Annotated in this window: 20 protein-coding genes and 1 other RNA gene; 14 read left to right on the plus strand and 7 right to left on the minus strand. The window is 65.8% G+C overall.

Annotated features, from left to right (window positions below):
• Positions 1-56: 56 nt before the first annotated feature.
• Positions 57-968, plus strand: coding sequence for a DUF2147 domain-containing protein (locus ACTEK7_RS21530; protein WP_225146923.1), 912 nt, complete (start codon positions 57-59; stop codon positions 966-968).
• Between the two features lie 198 nt (positions 969-1,166).
• Here ACTEK7_RS21530 and ACTEK7_RS21535 read toward each other — a convergent pair whose 3' ends face one another.
• A complete protein-coding gene (locus tag ACTEK7_RS21535; protein ID WP_158284424.1) occupies positions 1,167-1,346 on the minus strand; it encodes a hypothetical protein in 180 nt (59 codons plus the stop codon).
• 95 nt (positions 1,347-1,441) lie between these two features.
• Here ACTEK7_RS21535 and ACTEK7_RS21540 point away from each other — a divergent pair, with 95 nt between their 5' ends.
• On the plus strand, positions 1,442-2,659 hold the full coding sequence (locus ACTEK7_RS21540) for an extensin family protein (protein WP_225146924.1): 1,218 nt from the start codon (positions 1,442-1,444) through the stop codon (positions 2,657-2,659).
• A 100-nt stretch (positions 2,660-2,759) separates the two neighbouring features.
• A complete protein-coding gene (locus ACTEK7_RS21545; protein ID WP_036028417.1) occupies positions 2,760-3,341 on the plus strand; it encodes a histidine phosphatase family protein in 582 nt (193 codons plus the stop codon).
• An 18-nt stretch (positions 3,342-3,359) separates the two neighbouring features.
• Here the strand turns inward: ACTEK7_RS21545 and ACTEK7_RS21550 are convergent, their stop codons facing one another.
• Complete coding sequence (locus tag ACTEK7_RS21550; RefSeq protein WP_036028416.1) at positions 3,360-3,701, minus strand: DUF6665 family protein; 342 nt, start codon at positions 3,699-3,701, stop codon at positions 3,360-3,362.
• Between the two features lie 43 nt (positions 3,702-3,744).
• Positions 3,745-4,380: a TetR/AcrR family transcriptional regulator gene (locus tag ACTEK7_RS21555; RefSeq protein ID WP_225146925.1), complete on the minus strand. Its 636-nt coding sequence runs from the start codon at positions 4,378-4,380 to the stop codon at positions 3,745-3,747.
• Between the two features lie 191 nt (positions 4,381-4,571).
• On the opposite strand from ACTEK7_RS21555, the gene ACTEK7_RS21560 reads away from it, so the two are divergent.
• The 4 genes from ACTEK7_RS21560 to ACTEK7_RS21575 all read left to right on the plus strand — a co-directional run bounded on the left by ACTEK7_RS21560 (position 4,572) and on the right by ACTEK7_RS21575 (position 11,167).
• Positions 4,572-5,885, plus strand: coding sequence for an HlyD family secretion protein (locus ACTEK7_RS21560; RefSeq protein WP_036028410.1), 1,314 nt, complete (start codon positions 4,572-4,574; stop codon positions 5,883-5,885).
• A gap of 90 nt (positions 5,886-5,975) precedes the next feature.
• Positions 5,976-7,562, plus strand: coding sequence for a DHA2 family efflux MFS transporter permease subunit (locus ACTEK7_RS21565; protein ID WP_057026936.1), 1,587 nt, complete (start codon positions 5,976-5,978; stop codon positions 7,560-7,562).
• A 349-nt stretch (positions 7,563-7,911) separates the two neighbouring features.
• A complete protein-coding gene (locus tag ACTEK7_RS21570) occupies positions 7,912-9,711 on the plus strand; it encodes an ABC transporter ATP-binding protein (RefSeq protein ID WP_036003502.1) in 1,800 nt (599 codons plus the stop codon).
• Positions 9,712-9,766: 55 nt separating this feature from the next.
• Entirely contained in the window at positions 9,767-11,167 is a 1,401-nt protein-coding gene (locus tag ACTEK7_RS21575; protein WP_225146926.1) for an MATE family efflux transporter, read from the plus strand.
• 31 nt (positions 11,168-11,198) lie between these two features.
• Here ACTEK7_RS21575 and ACTEK7_RS21580 read toward each other — a convergent pair whose 3' ends face one another.
• Positions 11,199-11,942: a sulfite exporter TauE/SafE family protein gene (locus ACTEK7_RS21580; RefSeq protein WP_036038352.1), complete on the minus strand. Its 744-nt coding sequence runs from the start codon at positions 11,940-11,942 to the stop codon at positions 11,199-11,201.
• Positions 11,943-12,305: 363 nt separating this feature from the next.
• Positions 12,306-13,676, minus strand: a complete 1,371-nt coding sequence (locus tag ACTEK7_RS21585; protein WP_225146927.1) for an aminotransferase-like domain-containing protein — start codon at positions 13,674-13,676, stop codon at positions 12,306-12,308.
• A 79-nt stretch (positions 13,677-13,755) separates the two neighbouring features.
• Between ACTEK7_RS21585 and ACTEK7_RS21590 the strand changes: the two genes are divergently transcribed.
• Both ACTEK7_RS21590 and ACTEK7_RS21595 read left to right on the plus strand, forming a co-directional pair.
• Positions 13,756-14,193, plus strand: coding sequence for a DUF983 domain-containing protein (locus ACTEK7_RS21590; RefSeq protein WP_036003474.1), 438 nt, complete (start codon positions 13,756-13,758; stop codon positions 14,191-14,193).
• Positions 14,194-14,261: 68 nt separating this feature from the next.
• Positions 14,262-14,975, plus strand: a complete 714-nt coding sequence (locus tag ACTEK7_RS21595) for an alpha/beta fold hydrolase (RefSeq protein ID WP_225146928.1) — start codon at positions 14,262-14,264, stop codon at positions 14,973-14,975.
• Between the two features lie 206 nt (positions 14,976-15,181).
• Here the strand turns inward: ACTEK7_RS21595 and rnpB are convergent.
• Positions 15,182-15,612, minus strand: an RNA gene (rnpB, locus tag ACTEK7_RS21600) — RNase P RNA component class A.
• Positions 15,613-15,761: 149 nt separating this feature from the next.
• Between rnpB and ACTEK7_RS21605 the strand changes: the two genes are divergently transcribed.
• Both ACTEK7_RS21605 and ACTEK7_RS21610 read left to right on the plus strand, forming a co-directional pair.
• A complete protein-coding gene (locus ACTEK7_RS21605) occupies positions 15,762-16,115 on the plus strand; it encodes a YciI family protein (RefSeq protein WP_074447535.1) in 354 nt (117 codons plus the stop codon).
• A 134-nt stretch (positions 16,116-16,249) separates the two neighbouring features.
• Positions 16,250-17,479 (plus strand): RNA polymerase sigma factor, encoded by a 1,230-nt coding sequence (locus ACTEK7_RS21610; RefSeq protein WP_225146929.1) that lies wholly within the window; start codon positions 16,250-16,252, stop codon positions 17,477-17,479.
• 68 nt (positions 17,480-17,547) lie between these two features.
• On the opposite strand, the gene ACTEK7_RS21615 is transcribed toward ACTEK7_RS21610, so the two are convergent.
• Entirely contained in the window at positions 17,548-18,330 is a 783-nt protein-coding gene (locus ACTEK7_RS21615) for an N-acetylmuramoyl-L-alanine amidase (protein WP_463671659.1), read from the minus strand.
• Between the two features lie 517 nt (positions 18,331-18,847).
• Between ACTEK7_RS21615 and rsmH the strand changes: the two genes are divergently transcribed.
• The 3 genes from rsmH to ACTEK7_RS21630 are packed head-to-tail and all read left to right on the plus strand — an operon-like array spanning position 18,848 to position 21,996.
• Entirely contained in the window at positions 18,848-19,837 is a 990-nt protein-coding gene (rsmH, locus tag ACTEK7_RS21620) for a 16S rRNA (cytosine(1402)-N(4))-methyltransferase RsmH (protein ID WP_225146931.1), read from the plus strand.
• 3 nt (positions 19,838-19,840) lie between these two features.
• Complete coding sequence (ftsL, locus tag ACTEK7_RS21625) at positions 19,841-20,233, plus strand: cell division protein FtsL (RefSeq protein ID WP_225146932.1); 393 nt, start codon at positions 19,841-19,843, stop codon at positions 20,231-20,233.
• Entirely contained in the window at positions 20,230-21,996 is a 1,767-nt protein-coding gene (locus ACTEK7_RS21630) for a peptidoglycan D,D-transpeptidase FtsI family protein (protein ID WP_225146933.1), read from the plus strand. The genes ftsL and ACTEK7_RS21630 overlap by 4 nt, the downstream gene beginning before the upstream one ends.
• The last annotated feature ends 21 nt before the right edge of the window (positions 21,997-22,017 follow it).

Here is a 22,017-nt window from a genome sequence, read left to right on the forward strand (position 1 = left end):
CACATTCAGCCGCGCCTGCGCTGCGTAACGTCGTCGCGACACCGAGGGAAACGCAGATGCAGCGGCTTGCAACCTGGCTTGCCACCTGTCTTGCCACCTGTCTTGGCACATCGATCGTGCTGCTGGCGGTCGCGCCGACGGCGCAGGCCGGCTCCTACACGTTCTCGATCGGCGGCAGCCGGTTTCATGTCGAGGCGCCGCGCAATTGCCGATCCGCGTCCTGTATCACGGTGGCCTCCAAGCGCAGCTTCAGGCCGACGGACGATGTCGGCACGGCACGAACTGTGCAGCCGGCGCCCGCGCCGATGGTCCAGGCGCCGCAGCCGGCTTGTCCGGCGGCAGCGGTCAAGCCGCCACAAGCGGCTGTGGTGGTGCCGCCACCGGCGCCTCCCGTTCTTGCCGCGGCGTCGTCGCAGCCCGTTGCACCGCCGCCGGCGCCAAGCTTGGAGATTTCGAGACTGGAGACGTTGAGCCCCGGTCCGCCGCGGGTTGATCTGGAGCGCACCGATCAGCCGAAGACCGCCGCGCTCGAACCGCCGCGCATCGAGCCGCCGGTCATCGTTCCGAGCACCGAGACCAATCAGACTGCAGCGGTGGCGCAGATCAGCACTGACCCGGGCCACGCGCTGCTCGGCGAATGGGAGAGCGCCGGCGCCAAGGGCACGGTCCGCATCGAGCGCTGTGGAGCTGCGTTGTGCGGTTACGCGCTCAGTGAAGCGTCGAGCCGCGGCGAGAGCGTGCTCGTCCACATGAAGCCGAAGAAGCACAATGTCTGGACCGGCAGCATCTACAGCCGCTCCAGCGGCAACACCTACTACGCCACGATGACGCTGAAGAGCTCCGGCAAGCTGCACGTCGAAGCCTGCGCGCTCGGCCGCTTCTGGTGCTCCGGCAACGACTGGACGCGGGTCGAAGCGCCGCGGGAGGAGCTGATCACGACGTCACCTCAATGGAGCGCGCGGTCGTAGCTCGCGGCGATGCGCATTGTTGTGCCCTCGCCCCTTGTGGGAGAGGGCAGCTCCGCTGGTCGACACGAATTCACTTGGGTGAGGGGTTGTCTCCACAAGCACTGTGCCGCGAGGATAGAACCCCTCATCCGTCGCGCTTTCGCGCGCCACCTTCTCCCACAAGGGGAGAAGGGAAGAGAGTCACTGTGTGCTTTGAGTCTAAATCATCCCGAGCACGATGGCGCCGACGAAGGCCATGGCGAGGTAGGCGGTGATCACGCTCAATCTGCCGGCGAACGTCATGAGGTCGCTCCCTCGGTGCGCGCTGCTTGGCGCGCAGCCCTTATGGTTAACAGAAAGTCTCTTTTCGAAAAAGTCAGGCTCGCTGTCGCTCGTCATCGGCAGCAACCGGTGCCGCCGCGCCCGGTATGGTTAAAGAACACTGAAATCAACACGTTGAAGAGTCTTTAAGTAAATTCATCGAACGTGCGTGCATGACGCGCGGAGTTCGTTTGTATCTCGTCGGCTCCATCGTCCTTGTTTCGCTAGCGGGTTGCGGTCGCGGCTTCTTCCAGGCCGAACGCGAACCCTGGCGGGCCGAGGCAGAAGCCGCATGCCTGAAATCGGGCGCAGTCAAGGAAAGTGCGGACATCGTCCGCATCGACCCGATCTCCGGGCCTGGCAGCTGCGGCGCCGAGTTTCCGCTCAAGGTCGCCGCCATCGGCGAAGCCTCCGGCACCTATGGCTTTGCCGACGAGGCGCTGCGTCCGCCCGGCAGCATCGGCAACCAGCCGCGTTGGCCGGTGCGGCCGCAGTCGAATTATCCGCAGAGCCAAGGCTATCCAACATCGTCCTATCCGGCATCGTCCTATCCGCAGCGCTCGAACGATCCCGAGAGCGCGGTGCGCCAGCCCGCCGGCTACGGCACGTCGTCAGGGCCGATGTCGCTCAACGCTCCCGGCGTGGCCGCGCAGGAGGACGAGATCGATCTGCCGCCGGAGGGCACCGATGCCGCGGGGGCGGCGCGCTACATGAACACACCGAGCTATCCGGCTCGTCCGGCGCCCTACTCGCAGGCGCCTGCGCAGCAGCCGCTGCCGCGTCTTGGTCCTGCGCAGGGTAATCCCGTCACGAGCGTCGGTCCCGTCGCGATCAAGCCGACCGCGACGCTCGCCTGTCCGATCGTGTCCGAGCTCGACCGCTGGCTCGCCGACACGGTGCAGCCGTCGGCGATGCGCTGGTTCGGCGTGCGCGTCGCCGAGATCAAGCAGATCTCCGCCTATTCCTGCCGCGGCATGAACGGCAATTCGCGGGCCCATATTTCGGAGCACGCCTTCGGCAACGCCCTCGACATTTCCGCCTTCGTGCTCGCCGACGGCCGCCGCATCACCATCAAGGACGGCTGGCGCGGCATGCCGGAAGAGCAGGGCTTCCTGCGCGACGTGCAGGCTGGGGCCTGCGCGCACTTCACGACCGTGCTGGCGCCGGGCTCCAACGTCTTTCACTACGATCACATCCATGTCGATCTGATGCGCCGCGCCAGCCGCCGCCTGATCTGCCAGCCGGCCGCGGTGTCGGGCGAAGAGGTCGCCTCGCGCGCGCAATCGCGCAGGCCCTATGCGAGCGGGCGCGAGCCGTCGGTGACCGGTTCGCTCGGTGCTCGCAAGAGCACGATGCACAAGCGGGAAGACGACGAGTACATCGACGAATAGCCCGATTTGCCAGTAGCCCGGATGGAGCGAAGCGCAATCCGGGAAAAACTGTCCCCGCATTCCGCTTCGCTCCATGCGGGCTACGATCGCGTCAAAGGCAATGTCTATCGTCCGCTATCTCACCCACCCGCAGGTGCAAATCGATCCCGATGTGCCGGTGCCGCAATGGGGCCTGAGCCCGGTGGGTCGCGCGCGCACCGAAGCCTTGGCGAATGCAGGCTGGCTCGCAAGCACGACGCAGATCGTCTCCAGCGGCGAGCGGAAGGCGATCGAGACCGCCGAGATCGTTGCCGCTCGGCTCGGACTCATGATCGAGATCCGCGAGGCCATGCACGAGAACGACCGTTCGGCGACCGGCTTCCTGAAGCCGGCCGAGTTCGAAGCCGTCGCCGACCAGTTCTTCGCCGCGCCTCATCTCAGCGTGCGCGGCTGGGAGCGTGCCGCGGATGCACAGGCGCGGATCGTGCGCGAGGCTGAGGCGGTGCTGGCGCGACATCGTCCCGGCGACGTGTTGTTCGTCGGCCACGGCGCGGTCGGCACGCTGCTGTTCTGCCACATTGCGGGCCATGCGATCGCCCGCATCCACGATCAGCCCGCCGGCGGCGGCAATTGCTTTGCGTTCGCGCGGGAGGGGCGGCGTGTCCTGCACGGATGGCGCGCAATGGAAAAAATCGAAATTTGATCTCAGCGGAGCCGGAGTTCACCCCGCGGCCGGCTTCCGCGGCGCGGGTGCCAGCCCCATGCAGCGCTGCACCTCACCCGGGACGTTGTAGGTGCGCATGATGTGGCGGCTGTCGCGTAAGCCGGACGCCTCGCGTTGCACCACGAACATCCAAAGCGCCTGGCCGGCTTCCAGCACCAGCTTGCGCCTAGCCGGTTGCATCGCTTCCGGCAATTCGGCCGCGGCGTGGGCGGCGTCGAACTCGCGCAAACGCGACAGGCTTTGTTCGAGGGCGCGGCCCATCCGTCCCAGAGCCGAGGCCTGTTCCTGGACGATCTCGTAGTGGAGGATGTCGACCGGCGGGCGAAGATCTCGAGACATGGCCGCAATATAGGGCGGCTCGGCTCGCACGTGCAACGCGCTGTTACTTCGCCTTGTACGCCGCCAGGAACATCCGCGTCGCGCTCTCGACCACCGCACTCATGCGCTGTTCCGACGGCGCGGGCGCCGCCTGGAACACGAAGGGCAGGAACAGCGAGGCCTTGCTGAGCTCCATGAACTGCGAGGCGGCGAGATCGCAATCGTCGATCGCGAGATCGCCCGAGGCGACACGGGCCTTGAGATAGTTGGAGAGGCGGTTGATGCTCTTGTCCAGCACGCGCGCATAGTAACGGCGGCCGACATCCGGCATGCGCTCGGCGATCGCCATCACGGTGCGGATCGCCGATCCGCCACCGGGGCGGCAGACCAGGTGAAGATAGGCGAGGCCGAACTCCTTCAGCGTGGTCTCGGCCTCGCGCTCGGGATCGAAACTGAACACGACCTGGCCATGCTGGAGCGCCTCCTGTTCGACGATGGCTTCGAACAGCGCGAATTTGTCGGCGAAATAGACGTAGAGCGTGCCCTTGGAGACCTGCGCGGCGCGGGCGATCTCGCCCATGCTGGCGCCGTCGAAGCCAAGATCCATGAACACCTTGCGGGCGCCGTCCAGAATCTGGCGGCGCTTGGAATTGTCCTCGTCCGGGACGACGTGCAATTGTTCGCCGGCAGCTACAACCATTGGTTTAGGGTCTCGGAAGCTTTTTGGTTCGGATCAGGGCCATGAAACGCCAACGAAGGATTCGCGGCATTAAGGTCTGCAGGACATAATCTCTATATTGACCGAACCGTTCGGTCAATGGTATTTGAGATGTAGCGAGGAGACCGCCCGCAACAGCGGGCGCCCTCGGTTGCGTTTGTGGGGAGGCCTGGATGGCCGCATCGAGAGACCAGACGGCTCGCGTCCTTCGCCAGGAAGCGGTGGAGGGCCAGGCGGGCGGCGATCCTGGCTCCGAGGCATCCGCACTCCCTGCCGAGCAACTGCGCCCTCATGTCGCCGAGGAGGCGAAGCGTCCGACCCGCGAGGCGCCGGAGAGTCCGGTGACCGACAAGCCGCCGGCACCCGGGGCGGAAGCGCCCGCCGCCGCTGCGCCCAAATCCGGCAAGCGCAAATTCGTCCTGACCGGCCTCGGCCTCGCGCTCGCGTTCGCCGTTGCGGGCTATGCCGGCTATTACACGCTGGTCGGCCGCTTCTACATCTCGACCGACGATGCCTATGTCCGCGCCAACAACACCATGCTCGGCGCGCGCGTTGCCGGCCATATCTCCGCGATCCTCGCCGGCGACAACACGCCCGTCCAGGCCGGCGACATCATCTTCCGCATCGACGACGGCGATTACAGGATCGCGGTCCAAGCCGCCGCGACCAAGATCGCGACCCAGCAGACCACCATCGATCGCATCGGCCGCCAGGTCGCCGCACTCGATAGCCAGGTCGCCCAGGCCAAGGCGCAGCTCGTCTCCGCGGAAGCGGGCCTCAAGCGCGCCGACCTCGATTACGAGCGCCAGCAGGCGCTGAGCAGCAAGGGCTTTGCCTCGCGCGCCACCTTCGAAAGCTCGGAGGCCGGACGCGACCAGGGCGCCGCCGCGGTCAAGGCCGCGAAGGCCGCCTATGAGGTTGCCGTCAGCAATGTCGACGTCGCCAAGGCGCAGCAAGCCGAAGCGCAGGCCCAGCTCGCCGAGCTCAAGACCACGCTGGCCAAGGCCGAGCGCGACCTCGGCTTCACCGCGGTGCGCGCGCCGGTCAACGGCACGTTCTCGAACCGCCTGGTCAACACCGGCGACTTCGTCGCGGTCGGCCAGCGCCTCGGCAACATCGTGCCGCTGGACGAGGTCTATATCGACGCGAATTTCAAGGAGACGCAGCTCAAGCGCATCCGCCCGGGACAGCCGGTGACGATCAAGGTCGATGCCTATGGCATGCGCAAGTTTTCCGGCGTGGTCGACAGCATCGCGGCCGGCGCGGGTTCGGTATTCACGCTGCTGCCGCCTGACAACGCCACCGGCAATTTCACCAAGATCGTGCAGCGCGTGCCGGTCCGCATTCGCGTGCCCAAATCGGTGGCGAAGCAGAACCTGCTCCGCGCCGGCATGTCGGTCTACGCCACCGTCGACACCAACAAGGGCGCCGCCGACGCCGACAGCGAGGTCGACCTCGACCATCCCACCGCGGTTCATCCGCAGTAGGAACGATGACATGAGCCGCGCCGCTGCCCCGAATGCAGGTGCGCTCCCTCTCCCGCTTGCGGGAGAGGTGAGATGAGTCCGAGCTGACACATGGCCACCGCCACCACCGCTTCACCTGCCATGATGGCGGATCCCGCTTCGGAGCGCATTGCGCCGAAGCGGCTGTTCGCGTTCATCATCATGGTGTTCGGGATGTTCATGTCGATCCTGGACATCCAGATCGTCTCGGCCTCGTTGAGCGAAATCCAGGCCGGGCTGTCGGCGAGCTCCAGCGAGGTGTCCTGGGTTCAGACCGCCTATCTGATCGCCGAGGTGATCGCGATCCCGCTGTCGGGTTTCCTGTCGCGCGCCTTCGGCACGCGGCTGCTGTTCGCGATCTCGGCGGCGGGCTTCACCGCCGCAAGCCTGCTTTGCGGCTTCGCCACGACGATCGAGGAGATGATCCTCTGGCGTGCGCTGCAGGGCTTTCTCGGCGCCGGCATGATCCCGACCGTGTTCGCTTCGGCCTACACCGTCTTCCCGCGCACCAAATTCCACATCGTCGGACCCATCATCGGCCTCGTCGCGACGCTGGCCCCGACCATCGGGCCGACGGTCGGCGGCTACATCACCGACCTGATGTCGTGGAACTGGCTGTTCTTCATCAACGTCGTGCCCGGCATCGGCATTACATTAGGTGTGCTGGCGCTGGTCGATTTCGACGAGCCGCATTTCGAATTGCTCGACCGCTTCGACTGGTGGGGCCTGCTGTTCATGGCGAGCTTCCTCGGCACGCTGGAATACGTGCTGGAGGAAGGATCGCAACATCAATGGATGCAGGACACGTCGGTCGCGATCTGCGCCTGGATCAGCGGTCTCTCGGCCATCGCCTTCTTCTGGCGCGTGTTCACGGCGGCCGAGCCGATCGTCAATCTGCGCACCTTCTCCGACCGCAATTTCGCCGTCGGATGCACGCTGCAATTCTGCATCGGCATCGGCCTCTACGGCCTGACCTACATCTACCCGCGCTATCTCGCCGAAGTGCGCGGCTACAGCGCGCTGATGATCGGCGAGACCATGTTCGTCTCCGGCATCACCATGTTCCTGGTCGCGCCGCTGGTCGGCCGGCTCATGGCGAAGGTCGACATGCGCTACATGATCGCATTCGGCCTCATCGTGTTCGCGATCGGCTCCTACCAGATGACCTTTATCACGCGCGAATACGATTTCTACGAGCTGCTGGTGCCGCAAATCCTGCGCGGCATCGGCATGATGTTCGCGATGGTGCCGACCAACAACATCGCGCTCGGCACGCTCGCGCCCGAGAAGGTGAAGAACGCGAGCGGACTGTTCAACCTGATGCGCAATCTCGGCGGCGCGGTCGGCCTCGCCGTCATCAACACCGTGCTCAACGAACGCACCGACCTGCACATCGTCCGCCTGCAGGAGCGGGTGACCTGGGGCAACGCGACCGCGACTGAAACCCTGACCATGTTGATGCAGAAGTTCCAGGGGCTCGGCGATTCCGCGCTGATGGCGATGAAGCAGCTCAGCCAGATCGTGCATCGTCAGGCCGTGGTGATGAGCTTCGGCGATGTCTTCCTCATGCTGGCGCTGTTCTATCTCGGTCTCAGCCTGCTGGTCGCGCTGCTGAACAAGCCGGCTTCCCCGTTCGGCGCGGCCGGCGACGCGCACTAATTTGCAACACTCGTGCGTGATCTCGCGCGAGCCCCGTTGCAATCGGCTGGCGACACATCTATAAAGCGCACCTCATTCATTCGAACCGGGGAGAGATTTGCATGATGTCGTCGCAATCGCAGATCGTACGCCCGCGCTCGATGATGACCTCGATCACGTTCTGGCTCGGTATGTACGCGGCCTGTTAGAGGCCTCTTCCGCCAGCTTCGATTGGGCCAAGGTTTTGGCCAAGCGTCCCGATCGCTTCGTTTCCCAAGTCAAAGTCAGTCTTACGTGACGCCGTCGCGGCCTTTGGGCCGACTCGCGTCCATCGATGGAGCCGGCCCGCGCGAAGCGGCCGGATGATGCCATGACCGCTCTGTCAAAGAAGCCCGCCGCCATTCGCGTGGTGCTGCCCTTCGTCTTCCGGCACTGGCTGAAGCAGCCGGTGCGCGGCCTCGTCGTGGCCGGCGGCCTGTTGGGCGCAACCGTCGCCGACCTGTTCATGCCGGTCTTCTCCGGACATCTGGTCGATGCGTTGACCCGCGGACCGTCCGATCCCGATGCGCGCCATGCCGCGCTGGTCGCGTTCGGCGCCATCGTGGCGCTGGGCGCGGCCTCGGTGGTGCTGCGGCTCGCAGGGTTGCAGGCGATCGTGCCGTTCACGCTCAAAACCATGTCGGACGTCGCACAAGAGGCATTCACCCGCGTGCAGCGCTTCTCGACCGACTGGCATGCGAACTCCTTTGCCGGCTCCACGGTGCGGAAGATCACTCGCGGCATGTGGGCGCTCGACCTGCTCAACGACACCATCCTGATGGCGCTGGCGCCCTCGCTGCTGGTGCTGGTGGGCTCGATGATCCTGATCGGGATGCACTGGGCCTCGCTTGGCGTGGTGATCGCGATCGGGGCGATCTTCTACGTCACGATCACGGTGGTGCTCTCGACCCGCTACATCGCGCCGGCGGCCCGCGTCTCCAATGCCTGGGACACCAAGGTCGGCGGCACGTTGGCGGATGCGCTGACCTGCAATGCCGTGGTGAAATCCTTCGGCGCGGAGTCGCGCGAGGACACGCGGCTCGCCGGTGTCATCAACCGCTGGCGCGTGCGCGTGCGGCGGACCTGGTACCGCTATAATTACACGGCGATGTCGCAGCTCTCGCTGCTGCTGTGCCTGCGCGCGTCCGTGATCGGCGGATCGGTGCTGCTGTGGATGTCAGGTCACGCCTCGCCCGGCGACGTCACTTATGTGCTGACCAGCTACTACATCATCCACGCCTATTTGCGCGACGTCGGCATGCACATCAACAACCTCCAGCGCTCGGTCAACGACATGGACGAGCTGGTGGCGATCCATGACGAGCCGATCGGCATTGCCGATGCGGCCGACGCGCGGCCGATCGCGATCGAGGGCGGCGAGATCGTGTTCGACGACGTCACGTTCCACTATGGCGGCCATCGCGTGCCGCTGTACGACGGCTTGTCGGTCAGGATCCGCGCCGGCGAGCGGGTCGGCCTGGTCGGCCGCTCCGGCTCCGGCAAGACCACCTTCGTCAAGCTGGTGCAGCGGCTCTACGACGTCACCGGCGGCCGCGTGCTGATCGACGGGCAGGATATCGCGCTCGCCACGCAGCAATCGCTGCGCAGCCAGATCGCGATCGTGCAGCAGGAGCCGATCCTGTTTCACCGCACGCTCGCCGAGAACATCGCCTATGGCCGGCCCGGTGCCAGCCTTGAAGCGATCGAGCAGGCGGCCCGCCTCGCCAACGCGCATGACTTCATCCTGCGCCTGCCGAAGGGCTACGGCACGCTGGTCGGCGAGCGCGGCGTCAAGCTGTCGGGCGGCGAGCGGCAGCGCGTCGCGCTGGCGCGCGCCTTCCTGGCGGATGCGCCGGTGCTGATCCTGGACGAGGCGACCTCGAGCCTCGATTCGGAATCGGAGGCGCTGATCCAGGAGGCGATGGAGCGGCTGATGAAGGGGCGCACCTCGATCGTGATCGCGCACCGGCTGTCGACGGTGAGGAGCCTCGATCGCATCCTGGTGTTCGACCGCGGCGAGATCGTCGAGCAGGGCACGCATACGGTGCTCGCAGCCAAGCAAGGGGGCATCTATCGCGGCCTGTTCGAGCGTCAGGTGGTGGAGCTCGGACAGATCGCAGCAGCGGAGTGAGGCGCGCGGCGGCGGGGCGAAGTCCCGCCGTCACGGCGTCGAGGGATGGAATGAGATGAAAGACCTGACGCGCGGCTCCATCGCTAGCCACATCCTGAGCATGGCGCCTCCGATCATGGCCGGCATGATCTCGATCATGATCTGCCAGCTGGTCGATCTCTACTTCGTGTCGGGGCTAGGTGATGCCGCAGTGGCAGGCGTGGCCGCCGCGGGAAATGCCGGCTTTCTCGTCAACGGCCTGATACAGGTGCTCGGCGTCGGGACAGTGGCGCTGATTGCGCATGCGGTGGGACGCAAGGACCGGCGGGACGCCAATCTGATCTTCAATCAGGCGGTCGCGCTGTCGGTGCTGTTCGGCCTGCTGACCCTGGTCACGGGAGCGGTGCTGTCGCGTCTTTACATGCGTTCGATCGCCGCTGACCAGGCCACGATCGAGGCGGGGACCACTTATCTGTTGTGGTTCATGCCGGCGCTCGCGCTGGAATTCGTCATGCAAGTCATTGCCTCCGCGCTCAGCGCGACCGGCATCGTGCGCCCCGCCATGTTGGTGCGGGTCCTTGCCGTCATCATCAACATTGCACTGGCGCCGGTCCTGATCTCCGGCTGGGGCACCGGTTATCCGCTCGGTGTCGCCGGCGCCGGACTGGCGAGCACGATCGCGGTGGGCGCCGGCGTCCTGATGCTGCTGGCGTATTTTCGCAAGGTCGAGCGCTACGTTGCATTCAATCCGGTGCAGTGGCGTCCGCAACCACGCCACTTCAAGCGCATCCTCAATGTCGGTCTGCCGGCCGGCGGCGAGTTCGCAATGATGTTTATCTTCATGGCGGTAGTCTACTACGTGCTGCGCGACTTCGGCGCGGCGGCACAGGCAGGCTTCGGTATCGGCCAGCGCGTCCTCGCCCTCATCCAGATGCCGGCGCTCGCGGTTGCACTGGCGGCCGGGCCGATCGCCGGCCAGAATTTCGGCGCTGGCGACGCCGCGCGGGTGCGAGAGACTTTCGTCAAATCGGCGCTGATCACCTCCATCGTGGCGGTCGGCTTCATGATCCTCGCGCAGCTGAAGCCGGAGCTGCTGCTGGCCGGATTCTCGAACGATCGGGCGACGATGGAGGTCGCCTACCTGTTCCTGCGGATCATCTCGCTCAACATGGTGGCACAGGGGCTCATCTTCACCTGCTCGAGCATGTTCCAAGGCCTCGGCAACACCAAGCCTGTGCTGCTGAGCTCGATGACGCGCGTGCTCACCTATTCGCTGCCGGTGCTCTGGCTGTCGACGCGACCCGGATTCCGCATCGAGCACGTCTGGTATCTTTCGATCGCGGCGACGACGCTGCAGGCCGGCTTGAGCTTGTGGCTGCTGCGCCGCGAGTTCGGCAAGCGCTTCGCGCCGCGGGACCAGGCCGCGGAGACGGTGGAAGCCAAGCCGGTCGCGCCTTCCGCCCGTGCTCCCGCGTAGCGAAAGTGACCTCCCGCGAGTTCGCGGCGCTTTAATGCGCGCCAAGGCTGTTCCAGACGAGCGTCAGGCCCGACAGAAACAAGAGGCCGAGCACGACATCGCCGAAATGCTTGTCGTTCAGCGCATGGTAGACGCGCGCGCCCGCCCATGCGCCGATCAGCGTGCCCGGAAACGCGACGGCCGCGAGCCAGACCACCTTGAGGGCGACGAGACCTGATGCCGTCTGCAACACCAGCGCGGTGGCGAGCACCGTGAAGTTAAAGAGTTGGAAGATGCCGCGCCGCTCGTGCTTGTTCCAGCCGCGGATGTTGGCCCACAGGATCGGCAGCGGGCCGGACAATCCGGCAAGTCCGCCCAGAATGCCGCCGGCAAAGCCGATCGCACCGTCTGCGATCCGGCCGCCGATCTTGATCGCGAGCGGCCTCTTGTTCAGATACAGTGCGCTCGAAAAGATCAGGATCAGCACGCCGACGCTCAGCCTGAACACCTCCGGGTCCGCGGAGGCGACCATCATGGTCCCGAGCGGCACGCCAATCAGTCCACCGATCAGGAACGGCCAGACCAGCGAGAGATCGAAATTCTTCCACATCGAGGGCAGCGTCGAGGTCTGCGCGATGACCGAGCAGATCAGCACCAGGGGCACCGCGAGCGAGGGCGGCAGCACGTAGAGCCAGATGCCGAGTGCCATCAGCGCCGTGCCGAAGCCGGCCAGTCCCGAGACGAAGCCGCCGGCGAGCGCGCCGAGCAGCAGCAGGACGTAGGTGAGCGTTTCCAACGGATTGTCCTTGTCGCAAGCGGCGACCCCGAACGGTTGATCGCACGGCTCGCATAACATGCCTGCCGCCATCGAGGTCAATCCATGCCGCATGCAAGCGTGCTCTGCGGGCGCTTCACCGTCGGTGATCTAAAGTGCGATGAATATAGCTCGATTGCTACGAGGGAGGTGCGCTCCCTCTCCCGCTTGCGGGAGAGGGTTGGGAGAGGGTGTCTCCACAACGGGACAATCCCCAAGAGGAGAAAGCCCTCACCCGCGCCTTCGGCAAAGCCGAGGCTTCGCCTCGGCGTTCTTGGAGGACGGCCGCCGAAGGCGGCCTATGCTCTCTCGCAAGCGGGAGAGGTGAAGGAAACCATTTCCGCTTTAGACGATCTGCCTCGTATCGGCAGGCTTGTGCAGCGCGCCGACCAGGATACGCAGCGCTTCCGTCAATTCCGATCTGTTTCGGGCCGCGCCGAGCGAGACGCGTGCCGCATGCGGCGGTGCCCCGTCGACGGTGAAGGCATCGCCGGCGACGACCGCAAGCCCGTTCCGCAGCAGATGTGCCGCGACGTCGGGGCGTCCTTCCGGCAGCCGCAGCCAGAGATGATGCGCCGCGGGCCTGGCGAGGAACTGAAAGCCTTTCAGCGCGCGTTGCGCGAGCTGCTGGCGCCCGACCGCTTCGTTGCGGATGGCGCTGATGATGCGATCGGCGATGCCGTTTTCGATCCAATGCGTCACCAGCGCGACCATCAAGGGCGCCGGCATTTGCACGGTCGCCTGCAAGGAGGTGCGCATGTCCCGCTGCGCGCCGCTGTCGGGCGTCACCAGATAGGCAACACGCAGCGCCGGCGCGATGCATTTTGACAGCGTCGTTGCAAGATAAGTCCGCTCCGGAATGAGGTTCGCGATCGGCGAGGCCGAGCGGTCGAGCAGCCCGTAGGCGTCGTCCTCGATCAGGATGGTGCCGGCATCGCGGATGATCTTCGCAATAGTGCCGCGCCGCTCGGCGGAAAGCGTCGCCGTGGTCGGATTGTGCAGCGTCGGAATGAGATAGACGGCTTTCGGCGTATGCACGCGGCACGCCTTTGCCAGCGCATCCGGCAGGATGCCGTCCTCATCCATGGGGACACCGACGAGCTTGACACCGAGCAGTGCCGCGGCGGCCTTGATGCCGGGGAAGGTGAGCGCTTCGGTCAGTACGGTGTCGCCGGGTCGCGCAAGATGGGCGAGCAGGTTGAAGAGGATCGTCTGAGCGCCGGGAAAGATCACCAGCCGGTCGGCCTGTGCATGCGGAACGCGGGCGCGCATCCAGCGCGTCGCGACCTCGCGCTCATGCGCGCTGCCGCCGGGCGGCTGGTAGTTGAGATACGCCGTCAGGCCCGATTGCGCGCGGAGGGCTTCGAGCCCGGCGATGATGCGCTCGTCGAGCTGCGCCTCCAGCGGGTGCGGCGGCACGTTCATCGACAGGTCGATCGCGACCGGGTGCGGCAGGTCAACCGCGCGCCGCGCGCTGGTCTCCGAGACGAACGAGCCCTGTCCGACCCTGGCTTCCATGATGCCGCGGCGCCGCGCCTCGGTGTAGGCGCGCGTCACCGTGGTGAGGTCGATGCCGAGGGCCCTTGCCAGCGCGCGCTGCGTCGGCAGCTGCTGACCGCGCACCAGCCTGCCGGCGGCAATATCGGCCTCCATGGCCTCGACGATGCGCTGGTAGCGCGGGCCCGAAAGCTCCGAGATTGTAGGGATCCATTCCATGCAATTTAGGCCTATAACCTTTGAATGTATGGATGCAAGATATTATTGTATGGATCATCGAAAAGGAAGAGGTGTGGTCATGTCTGTCTCTCTGGCGACGGTCTCTCTGGCCAAGGCGATGTGGCGCGGCTTCAGCGGCAAATGCCCGAATTGCGGAGAAGGGCACATGTTCGGCCGCTTCCTGAAAGTGACGCAGGCTTGCGACCATTGCGGCGAGGAGCTGTTCCACCAGCGCGCCGACGATTTTCCCGCCTATCTCGTGATGGTGGTGGTCGGCCATCTCGTGGTGCCGGCAATCCTCGCGGTCGAGACCGCCTACGCGCCGCCGGAGTGGCTGCAGCTCGCGGTGTGGCTGCCGGTGACGCTGTTCGCCTCACTCGCGCTGCTGCAACCGACCAAGGGCGCCATCGTCGGCCTGCAATGGCAGCTCGGCATGCATGGTTTCGAGGCGGGCAAGCTGCGGCGCGAGGCCGGCGAGCTTGCGCCGGTGCTGGTGAAGGACACGCGCGCCGCCTGAGGCGGCGTTTACATCGCGCGGCATGCCGCTACACTCCATCGTATCAAGCAAGAACGATGGAAACGCCGATGGCCCCGCGTGCGAAGACCTTCCTGCTCTGTCACGGCGCATGGTCCGGCGGATGGGCCTGGAAGAAGATGCACCCGCTGATGGTGCAGGCCGGCCACCGCCTGGTGGCGCCGACCTATACGGGCCTCGGAGAGCGCGCGCATCTGGCCAATCCTTCGGTCGATCTCGACACCCATATCCAGGACATCCTCAACGTCATCGCGTTCGAGGATCTCAGCGACATCGTGCTGCTCGGGCACAGCTATGGCGGCATGGTTGCGACCGGCGTCGCCGACCGTGCGCGCGAGCGCGTAACGGAACTGATCTATCTCGACGCCTTCGTGCCGCGTGACGGCCAGTCGCTGTTCGACCTCAACGAGGGCGGGCGCGAGCCGATGCGCAAGGCAGTCAGCTCGGGCGACGGCTATCGCATCCCGCCGAACCCGCCGCCGCCGGACACCTCGCCGGCCGATCTCGACTGGCTCAACGCGCGCCGTGTTCCGATGCCGATCAAGTGCTTCGAGACGCGCCTGAGGCTCGAACATGGCGAGCCGGCGATGCCGCGCAGCTACATCTACTGCACGCGCCTTCCGCCCGGCGATGTGTTCGGGCAGTTTGCCCAGCGCACGAAGAGCGAGGAGGGCTGGCGCTATGTCGAGCTCGACGCTAGCCACGCGCCGAATGTGACGGCGCCGGAGGCGTTGATGGCGGTGTTGGACGAGATCGTCGCATAGGTCGCAGCCGTCATTCCGGGGCGTGCGCAGCACGAGCTACGATGCGCAATTGCGCATCTGAGAATCCATTTCTCTGCAGTCTCTGCCGCCCGATGGATTCCGGGCTCTCGCTTCGCGAGCCCCGGAATGACAGCGGTTGAATGGCTGCGCGCTCCGCCAAATTGGTGAGGGGCTCGATGCGGTCAGCATCGAGCCCCTCGTCGCAAGATATCAGCCGGCCTGTAAGCCGGGTTCTGTAGGGCACCGTCCGCTTGCGCGAACGATACGTGACGGCCATTCCTCTGGGACCATGTTTGCACACGGCCTCGAGCAACCTACCCGGACGGCGGGCCTGACATCGCCCCGCGGCGTTATCGCTTTCGCGAACAGCCCGCTTGAGCCGTCCCTATTCGGTTTTGCTCCCGGTGGGGTTTGCCATGCCGGCTCCGTTGCCGGACCCGCGGTGCGCTCTTACCGCACCTTTTCACCCTTACCGCGCCGAAGCCCCGGAGGGCGAAGGCGGGCGGTTCGTTCTCTGTGGCACTTTCCCTGGGGTCACCCCCGCCGGACGTTATCCGGCACCGCATGTCAAGGGAGCCCGGACTTTCCTCCCCGGCGGCCTTTCGGCACCTGCCGGAGCGGCCGTCCGGCCGACTGACTGATAACGCATGGGGCATTTGTGACGGTTTCGTCAAGCCGATATCGCCGTGCACGGCCCGCCCGAAATATTTTATCCTGAAGATGTCGTTTGGCGCGCCGCCCGTTCGACTGGTTGTCGGCAACACAGCCGAACACAGGAGTGAAGCAATGCAATATCTGCTGATGATCTATCAGAACGAGGTCGAGTACGCGAAGATCGACGCGGCGACCAGCCAGAAAATCCTGGCCGAGTATCAATCCTTCACGCAAGACATCATCCAGAACGGCAATTTCAAGGCCGGCGACCGCTTGCAGCCGACCACGACCGCGACAACGGTGCGCGTGCGCGACGGAAAGACGCTGACGACCGATGGTCCGTTCGCGGAAACGCGCGAGCAGCTCGGCGGCTATTACCTGATCGAAGCCAAGGATCTCAACGCCGCCATCGAGATCGCGGCGCGGATTCCGAGCGCACGCATCGGCTCGATCGAGGTGCGGCCGATCTGGGTCTATGAGAAGTGACGGCTCTCTCACCTTCGTCATTCCGGGATGCGCCGCAAGGCGCAGGCCCGGAATCCATATCCCCGAATCGTGGTTATGGATTCCGGGCTCGCGGCTTTGCCGCGCCCCGGAATGACGAGAGGGGATCGCGTGACATGACCCCGAGCGAGATCGACAAGGTCTTCCGCGACGAGGCGGGGCGGGCGCTGGCCACGCTGATCCGTCTCGTCGGCGATTTCGATCTCGCCGAGGACGCGCTGCAGGATGCGTTTGCGGTCGCGCTGGAACGCTGGGCGTGTGAGGTCCCCGACAATCCGCGCGCCTGGCTCGTCAACGTCGCCAAGCATAAGGCGATCGATCGCATCCGCCGTCAGGCTGTCTTCCGCGGCAAGCAGCAGGCGCTGGTGCACGAGCTCGAGCTCAACGCGCTGGGCCCGGACGAGCCGACCGCAACGCTCGACGACGACATGCTGCGGCTGATCTTCACCTGCTGCCATCCCGCGTTCGCGCCCGAGGTCCAGGTCGCACTGACGCTGCGCACCGTGTGCGGACTGTCGACGGCGCAGGTGGCACGCGCCTTCCTCGTCGGCGAGGAGGCGATGGCGCAGCGGCTCGTCCGTGCCAAGCAGAAGATCAGGCTTGCCGGCATCCCCTATGAGGTGCCGGAACGCGAGATGCTGGCGCCGCGGCTCGATGGCGTGCTCGCCGTGGTCTATCTCGTCTTCACCGAAGGCTATGTCGCAACCGAGGGCGCGGACTTGATGCGGCCTGATCTGGCGAGCGAAGCCATCCGGCTTGGCCGCCTGCTGAACCGGCTGATGCCCGACCGCGCCGGCATCAAGGGCCTGCTGGCCCTGATGCTGCTGCACGACGCGCGCCGCGCCGGGCGACAGACGCCGGCCGGCGACATCGTCCTGCTCGAAGAGCAGGACCGCTCGCTGTGGCACCGCGCGCAGATCGACGAGGGGCTGCGGCTGGTGGAGCACGCGCTGCGCGTGCCGGGCCGGCCACAACCCTATGCGGTGCAGGCCGCGATCGCCGCGCTGCATGCGCGTGCGCCGAGCTTCGAGGAGACCGACTGGCCGCAGATTGCGGGGCTGTACGAGGTGCTGCTGCGCATCAATCCGTCGCCCGTGATCGAGCTCAATCACGCCGCGGCGCTGTCGATGGTCGATGGGCCGGCACGAGCGCTCGATCTCGTCGATGCGATCGCCGCGCGCGGCGGGCTTCGCGGCTATGAGCTGTTGCCCGCCGTACGCGCGGATCTGTTGCGGCGGCTCGGCAGGACGGAGGAGGCGCGCGAGGCCTATCGTGCGGCGACGGTGGCGACGCAGCTCGAGCCGTTGCGAAGGCTCTATGCGCGAAGGATGAGGGAGATGGATTGAGTTTCCGTCATGGCCGGGACAAGCCCGGGCATGACGGAGCAAGAGGTCACATTCTCGGAAGACGTCTGCTATGTCGACGCCACCGGCGTTCCTTCCGCCGGCAAGCTCGCCAGCAGCGCCTGTAAGGTCGACAGCGTCGAGTGATCGGCGACGCCGTCCAGCCGCGCCGGGCGGAAATGGCGCTGGAAGGCGGTGACGACTTCCATCGTCGCAGCGTCGTACTTGCCGTTCAGGGGCACGCCATAGCCGTATCTTGCCAGCGCCTGCTGCATGCTCAGCACCGCGTCGCTGATGGTGCCGAGCATGAGAGTCTCGCCGCGGACGATCGGCGCGGGCGTCACCCAGTGGCCGACGCCGGAATTGGCCAGCGAATGCCACGGAAATTTCTCGCCGGGATCCTTCTTGCGGGCGGGCGCGACGTCGGAATGGCCGAGCACCCGGTGCGCCGGCACCTTGCGGCGGAGCATGATGCCGCGGCACAGCGCGATCACGGCGGCAATCTGGCGCAGCGGAAACTCAGGATAGCCCCAGTCATGGCCGCGATTGATGATCTCGATGCCGATCGAACAGGAGTTGATGTCGTCCTCGCCGGCCCAGGAGGAGACGCCCGCGTGCCAGGCACGCTTGGCCTCAGGCACGCATTGCACGATGCGGCCGTCCTCCAGCACGACATAATGCGCCGACACTTCGGTGCCGGCGGTGCAGAGGCGCGCCAGCGCGCCTTCGACATCGGGCATGCCGGTGTAGTGCAGCACGATCATGTCCGGCTGCCGTCCCTTGCTGCGCTCGCCATGGTTCGGGGAGGGGATGATGTCGGAGACGATCGAGGAATCGGGCTCGAAGGTGCGCAGGCCCGCCACGGTCTTGGGAACCGGGAGAACGCGGTGACGCTTCGAATCAGATCCAGGCGTGGACGAACCCGAGGGCATGAGCAGCTCAATGGACGGAGAGTGGGGCAAGCCCTTCTCTTTACTATTCCTTTACCCTCCATCGCGCGCAATTGCGCGGCGCGGTTAACGGATTCATTTTGGCAATGTGTGTGGATGACGCATCACTCCATCGTCACCTTTTCCACTTGTCACGAACCGAGCAACGCTTTCTTAACGCTAAGGGCCGTTACTGAGGGATGAAGAGCCGACCCGCGTCCGGAGGCGGCCAAAGCGTATTTTGGCTCGAAATCCCATGGCTGCCCGACAAATTCCGCTGGGAACACTGGGTTTGTGGCCCGGGACGATCGGGCTTGGTAACCATGCTGGACGGGGGCTTTGTCGTGGAACCGCCGCGACGCGCAATGATTCGAGGCGTTATGGGCTTGTTCGGCCTCGATTCCGCTTGGGTATCTCGGCCGGCGGCCGGCAGGCGTCGCGCATGAGTTCGGTTCCGCACATCCCCGTTCTTGGCCGTGAGGCCATCGCGCATCTCGCCCCGCGCGAGGGCGGCGTCTACGTCGATGCCACTTTTGGCGCCGGCGGCTATAGCCGCGCGATCCTGGACGTGCCGGGAACCCGATTGATTGCCATCGATCGCGACCGCACCGCGATTGCCGGCGGTGCCGAGCTGGTCGAACGCGCCGCGGGCCGGCTGACGCTGGTCGAGGACCGCTTCTCCAATCTCGCCGAAGTTTGCGACGCGCAGGGCGTCGATGGCGTCGAGGGCGTCGTGATGGATGTCGGGGTATCCTCGATGCAGCTCGACCAAGCCGGCCGCGGCTTCTCCTTCCGCCTCGACGGTCCGCTTGACATGCGGATGGGGCAGACAGGTCCGACCGCGGCCGAAATCGTCGCGCGCGCCTCGGAAGGCGATCTTGCCGACATCATCTATCTCTTCGGCGAGGAGCGGCATTCGCGCCGCATCGCCCGCGCCATCGTGGCGGATCGGCAGGAAACTCCGTTCACGACCACGCACGCGCTCGCCGATCTCGTCGGCAGGGTGGTGCGATCGAAGCCCGGCGACATTCACCCGGCGACACGGACGTTCCAGGCGCTGCGCATCTTCGTCAACGAGGAGCTCGAGGAGCTCCAGACCGCGCTCGCTGCGGCCGAGCGCGTGCTCAAGCCCGGCGGCCGCCTCGTCGTCGTCTCTTTCCATTCGCTGGAAGACCGCATCGTCAAGAATTTCCTCGCCGAGCGCTCCAAGACGGGCGGCGGCTCGCGGCATCTGCCGGAAGTCGCGCAAATTGCGCCGAGCTTCCAGCTGCTGACGCGGCGGCCGGTCGTCGCCGGCGAGGACGAAGTTGCGCACAATCCGCGCGCGCGCTCGGCAAAGCTGCGCGCGGCCGAGCGCACCGCGGCGCCGGCGCATGAGACCAATGAGGCATCGTCCTGGCCGAAGCTCGCCGACGTGATGAGGGGCGGCTAGCGCATGCGCATCATCCACCTCCTCGTCATCGGTGCGCTGATCTTCGCAGCCGCCCATGTCTACCGGATCAAGATGGACTCCACGGCGCGCACCGAGAAGGTGCTGCGGCTGCGTGCGGAGATCCGCGAGCAGCGCGATGCGATCGCGGGGCTGCGAGCCGAATGGGCCAAGCTCGACGCGCCCCACCGCCTGCAAGGCCTGTCCGATCGGCATCTGCACCTCAAGCCGGTCAACGGCACGCAATATGATTCGCTGAAAAGCCTGCCGGAGCGTCCGCCCCGGATGTTCAGGCCGGGCGAGCCCGATCCGATCGGGGCCATGCTCAAGACCATCGAAGCCGCGAGCGACCCTGATGCGGTGACGGGCTCCGTGCCTCAGCCCGAGGACAAGCAATGAGCCCGGCAACGCCTGCAAAACCCATCGAAAAGCTGGCCGAAAAGTCGACTGAGCCCTGGCGGCGGCGGCTGATCCGAAGCCTGCTCTACGGGCGCAACGTCGATCGCGCCGCGAAGGCGCGCGCGCGTGTCGGCCTCGCCATGCTCGCCTTCGCTTCGGTCTATGCCCTGATCGGCGGGCGGCTCGTGATGTTCGCGATCGGCGCCGACGCCCACAGCGCGCGCCGCGCCGCAGCGCAAGAGGTGGTTGCGACCGCGCGGCCCGACATCGTCGATCGCAACGGCGCCATCCTTGCGACCGACGTCAAGGCGGCGAGCCTGTTCGGCGAGCCGCGCCGCATCATCGACAAGGACGAGGCGATCGAGCTCCTCACCGCGACCATTCCCGACCTCGACGAGGCCGAGGTGCGCGAGCGCCTGAGGACACGCAAGGGCTTCGTCTGGCTCAAGCGCGAGGTCACGCCGGCGCAGCAGCAGGCCGTCCACAAGCTCGGCATTCCCGGTATCGGATTCCTGCGCGAGAACAAGCGCGTCTATCCGACCGGCAACGAGGTCGCTCACCTCATCGGTCTCGTCAATATCGACAACCAGGGCATCGCCGGCCTCGAGAAGTGGCTCGACAATCAAGGGCTCGCCGACCTCCACCGCGCCGGCTTTGCCACCGACCGGTTGCAGAAGCCGATCGAGCTCGCGGTCGATCTGCGGGTCGAGCATGCGCTGCGCGACGAGCTGTTGAAGGCCAAGGACAAGTTCCGCGCCAAGGCCGCCTCAGGCATCGTCTCCAACGTCAAGACCGGCGAGATCGTGGCGATGGTCTCGCTGCCGGACTTCGATCCCAACAATCCGAAGGAAGCGCACGACCCCGACCGCATCAACCGCCTCACCACCGGCGTCTACGAGATGGGCTCGACCTTCAAGGCGTTCACGCTGGCGATGGGGCTCGATTCCGGCAAGATCAATCTGAACTCGATGTGGGACGCACGCGGCAACCTGCACTACGGCAAGTTCACCATCCACGACAGCCATCCGGTCGGGCGCTTCATCAACACCAAGGAAGTGTTCACCTACTCGTCCAACATCGGCGCGGCGCGGATTGCGCTCAACCAGGGGGTCGAGGCGCACAAGGCGTTCCTCGCCAAGCTGGGCCAGACGACGCGGCTGCGCACCGAATTGCCGGAGAGTGCGGCGCCGCTGCTGCCGCGGCGCTGGAGCGAGCTGAACACGGTCACCGCCGCGTTCGGCCAGGGCCTGTCGGTGGCACCGCTGCAGGCGGTGATGGGCATCAACGCGCTGGTGAACGGCGGCTATCTGATTCCGCCGACGTTCCTGAAGCGCAGCGAATCCGAAGCCCAGGCGATGGCCAAGCGCGTCATCAAGCCGGAGACCAGCGACAAGATGCGGTTCCTGATGCGGCTCAATGCCGAAGTCGGTTCGGCGAGAAAGGCGGACGTCAAGGGCTATTACGTCGGCGGCAAGACCGGCACGTCCGAGAAGGTCGTCAACGGCCGCTACGCCAAGAAGCGCGTGCTCAACTCCTTCACCGCCATCCTGCCCTGCGATGATCCCAAATATCACGTCCTGATCATGCTGGACGAGCCGCAGGCACTGCCGGAAACGCATGGTTTCATCACCTCGGGCTGGAACGCGGTGCCGACCGGCGGCAAGGTGATCGAGCGGATCGCGCCGCTTCTGGGGGTCGAGCCGCGGTTCGAGCTGCCGCCTGCGGAGCGCCTTATTCTTGCAGCATCCAGGACAACCCAGTAATCAACCGGGTGGGCCATCGCC

It is taken from the genome of Bradyrhizobium sp. JHI2711 (assembly GCF_056156565.1).

Bases quoted from the DNA above. Each gene is read 5' to 3' on its own strand.
- ftsL (WP_225146932.1), top strand. From the start codon at position 19,841: ATGCGCATCATCCACCTCCTCGTCATCGGTGCGCTGATCTTCGCAGCC.
- ACTEK7_RS21550 (WP_036028416.1), bottom strand. From the start codon at position 3,701: ATGTCTCGAGATCTTCGCCCGCCGGTCGACATCCTCCACTACGAGATC.
- ACTEK7_RS21560 (WP_036028410.1), top strand. From the start codon at position 4,572: ATGGCCGCATCGAGAGACCAGACGGCTCGCGTCCTTCGCCAGGAAGCG.
- ACTEK7_RS21570 (WP_036003502.1), top strand. From the start codon at position 7,912: ATGACCGCTCTGTCAAAGAAGCCCGCCGCCATTCGCGTGGTGCTGCCC.
- ACTEK7_RS21540 (WP_225146924.1), top strand. From the start codon at position 1,442: ATGACGCGCGGAGTTCGTTTGTATCTCGTCGGCTCCATCGTCCTTGTT.
- ACTEK7_RS21610 (WP_225146929.1), top strand. From the start codon at position 16,250: ATGACCCCGAGCGAGATCGACAAGGTCTTCCGCGACGAGGCGGGGCGG.
- ACTEK7_RS21630 (WP_225146933.1), top strand. From the start codon at position 20,230: ATGAGCCCGGCAACGCCTGCAAAACCCATCGAAAAGCTGGCCGAAAAG.
- ACTEK7_RS21545 (WP_036028417.1), top strand. From the start codon at position 2,760: ATGTCTATCGTCCGCTATCTCACCCACCCGCAGGTGCAAATCGATCCC.
- ACTEK7_RS21605 (WP_074447535.1), top strand. From the start codon at position 15,762: ATGCAATATCTGCTGATGATCTATCAGAACGAGGTCGAGTACGCGAAG.
- ACTEK7_RS21530 (WP_225146923.1), top strand. From the start codon at position 57: ATGCAGCGGCTTGCAACCTGGCTTGCCACCTGTCTTGCCACCTGTCTT.
- ACTEK7_RS21585 (WP_225146927.1), bottom strand. From the start codon at position 13,676: ATGGAATGGATCCCTACAATCTCGGAGCTTTCGGGCCCGCGCTACCAG.
- rsmH (WP_225146931.1), top strand. From the start codon at position 18,848: ATGAGTTCGGTTCCGCACATCCCCGTTCTTGGCCGTGAGGCCATCGCG.
- ACTEK7_RS21595 (WP_225146928.1), top strand. From the start codon at position 14,262: ATGGCCCCGCGTGCGAAGACCTTCCTGCTCTGTCACGGCGCATGGTCC.
- ACTEK7_RS21565 (WP_057026936.1), top strand. From the start codon at position 5,976: ATGGCCACCGCCACCACCGCTTCACCTGCCATGATGGCGGATCCCGCT.
- ACTEK7_RS21535 (WP_158284424.1), bottom strand. From the start codon at position 1,346: ATGACGAGCGACAGCGAGCCTGACTTTTTCGAAAAGAGACTTTCTGTT.
- ACTEK7_RS21590 (WP_036003474.1), top strand. From the start codon at position 13,756: ATGTCTGTCTCTCTGGCGACGGTCTCTCTGGCCAAGGCGATGTGGCGC.
- ACTEK7_RS21575 (WP_225146926.1), top strand. From the start codon at position 9,767: ATGAAAGACCTGACGCGCGGCTCCATCGCTAGCCACATCCTGAGCATG.
- ACTEK7_RS21555 (WP_225146925.1), bottom strand. From the start codon at position 4,380: ATGGTTGTAGCTGCCGGCGAACAATTGCACGTCGTCCCGGACGAGGAC.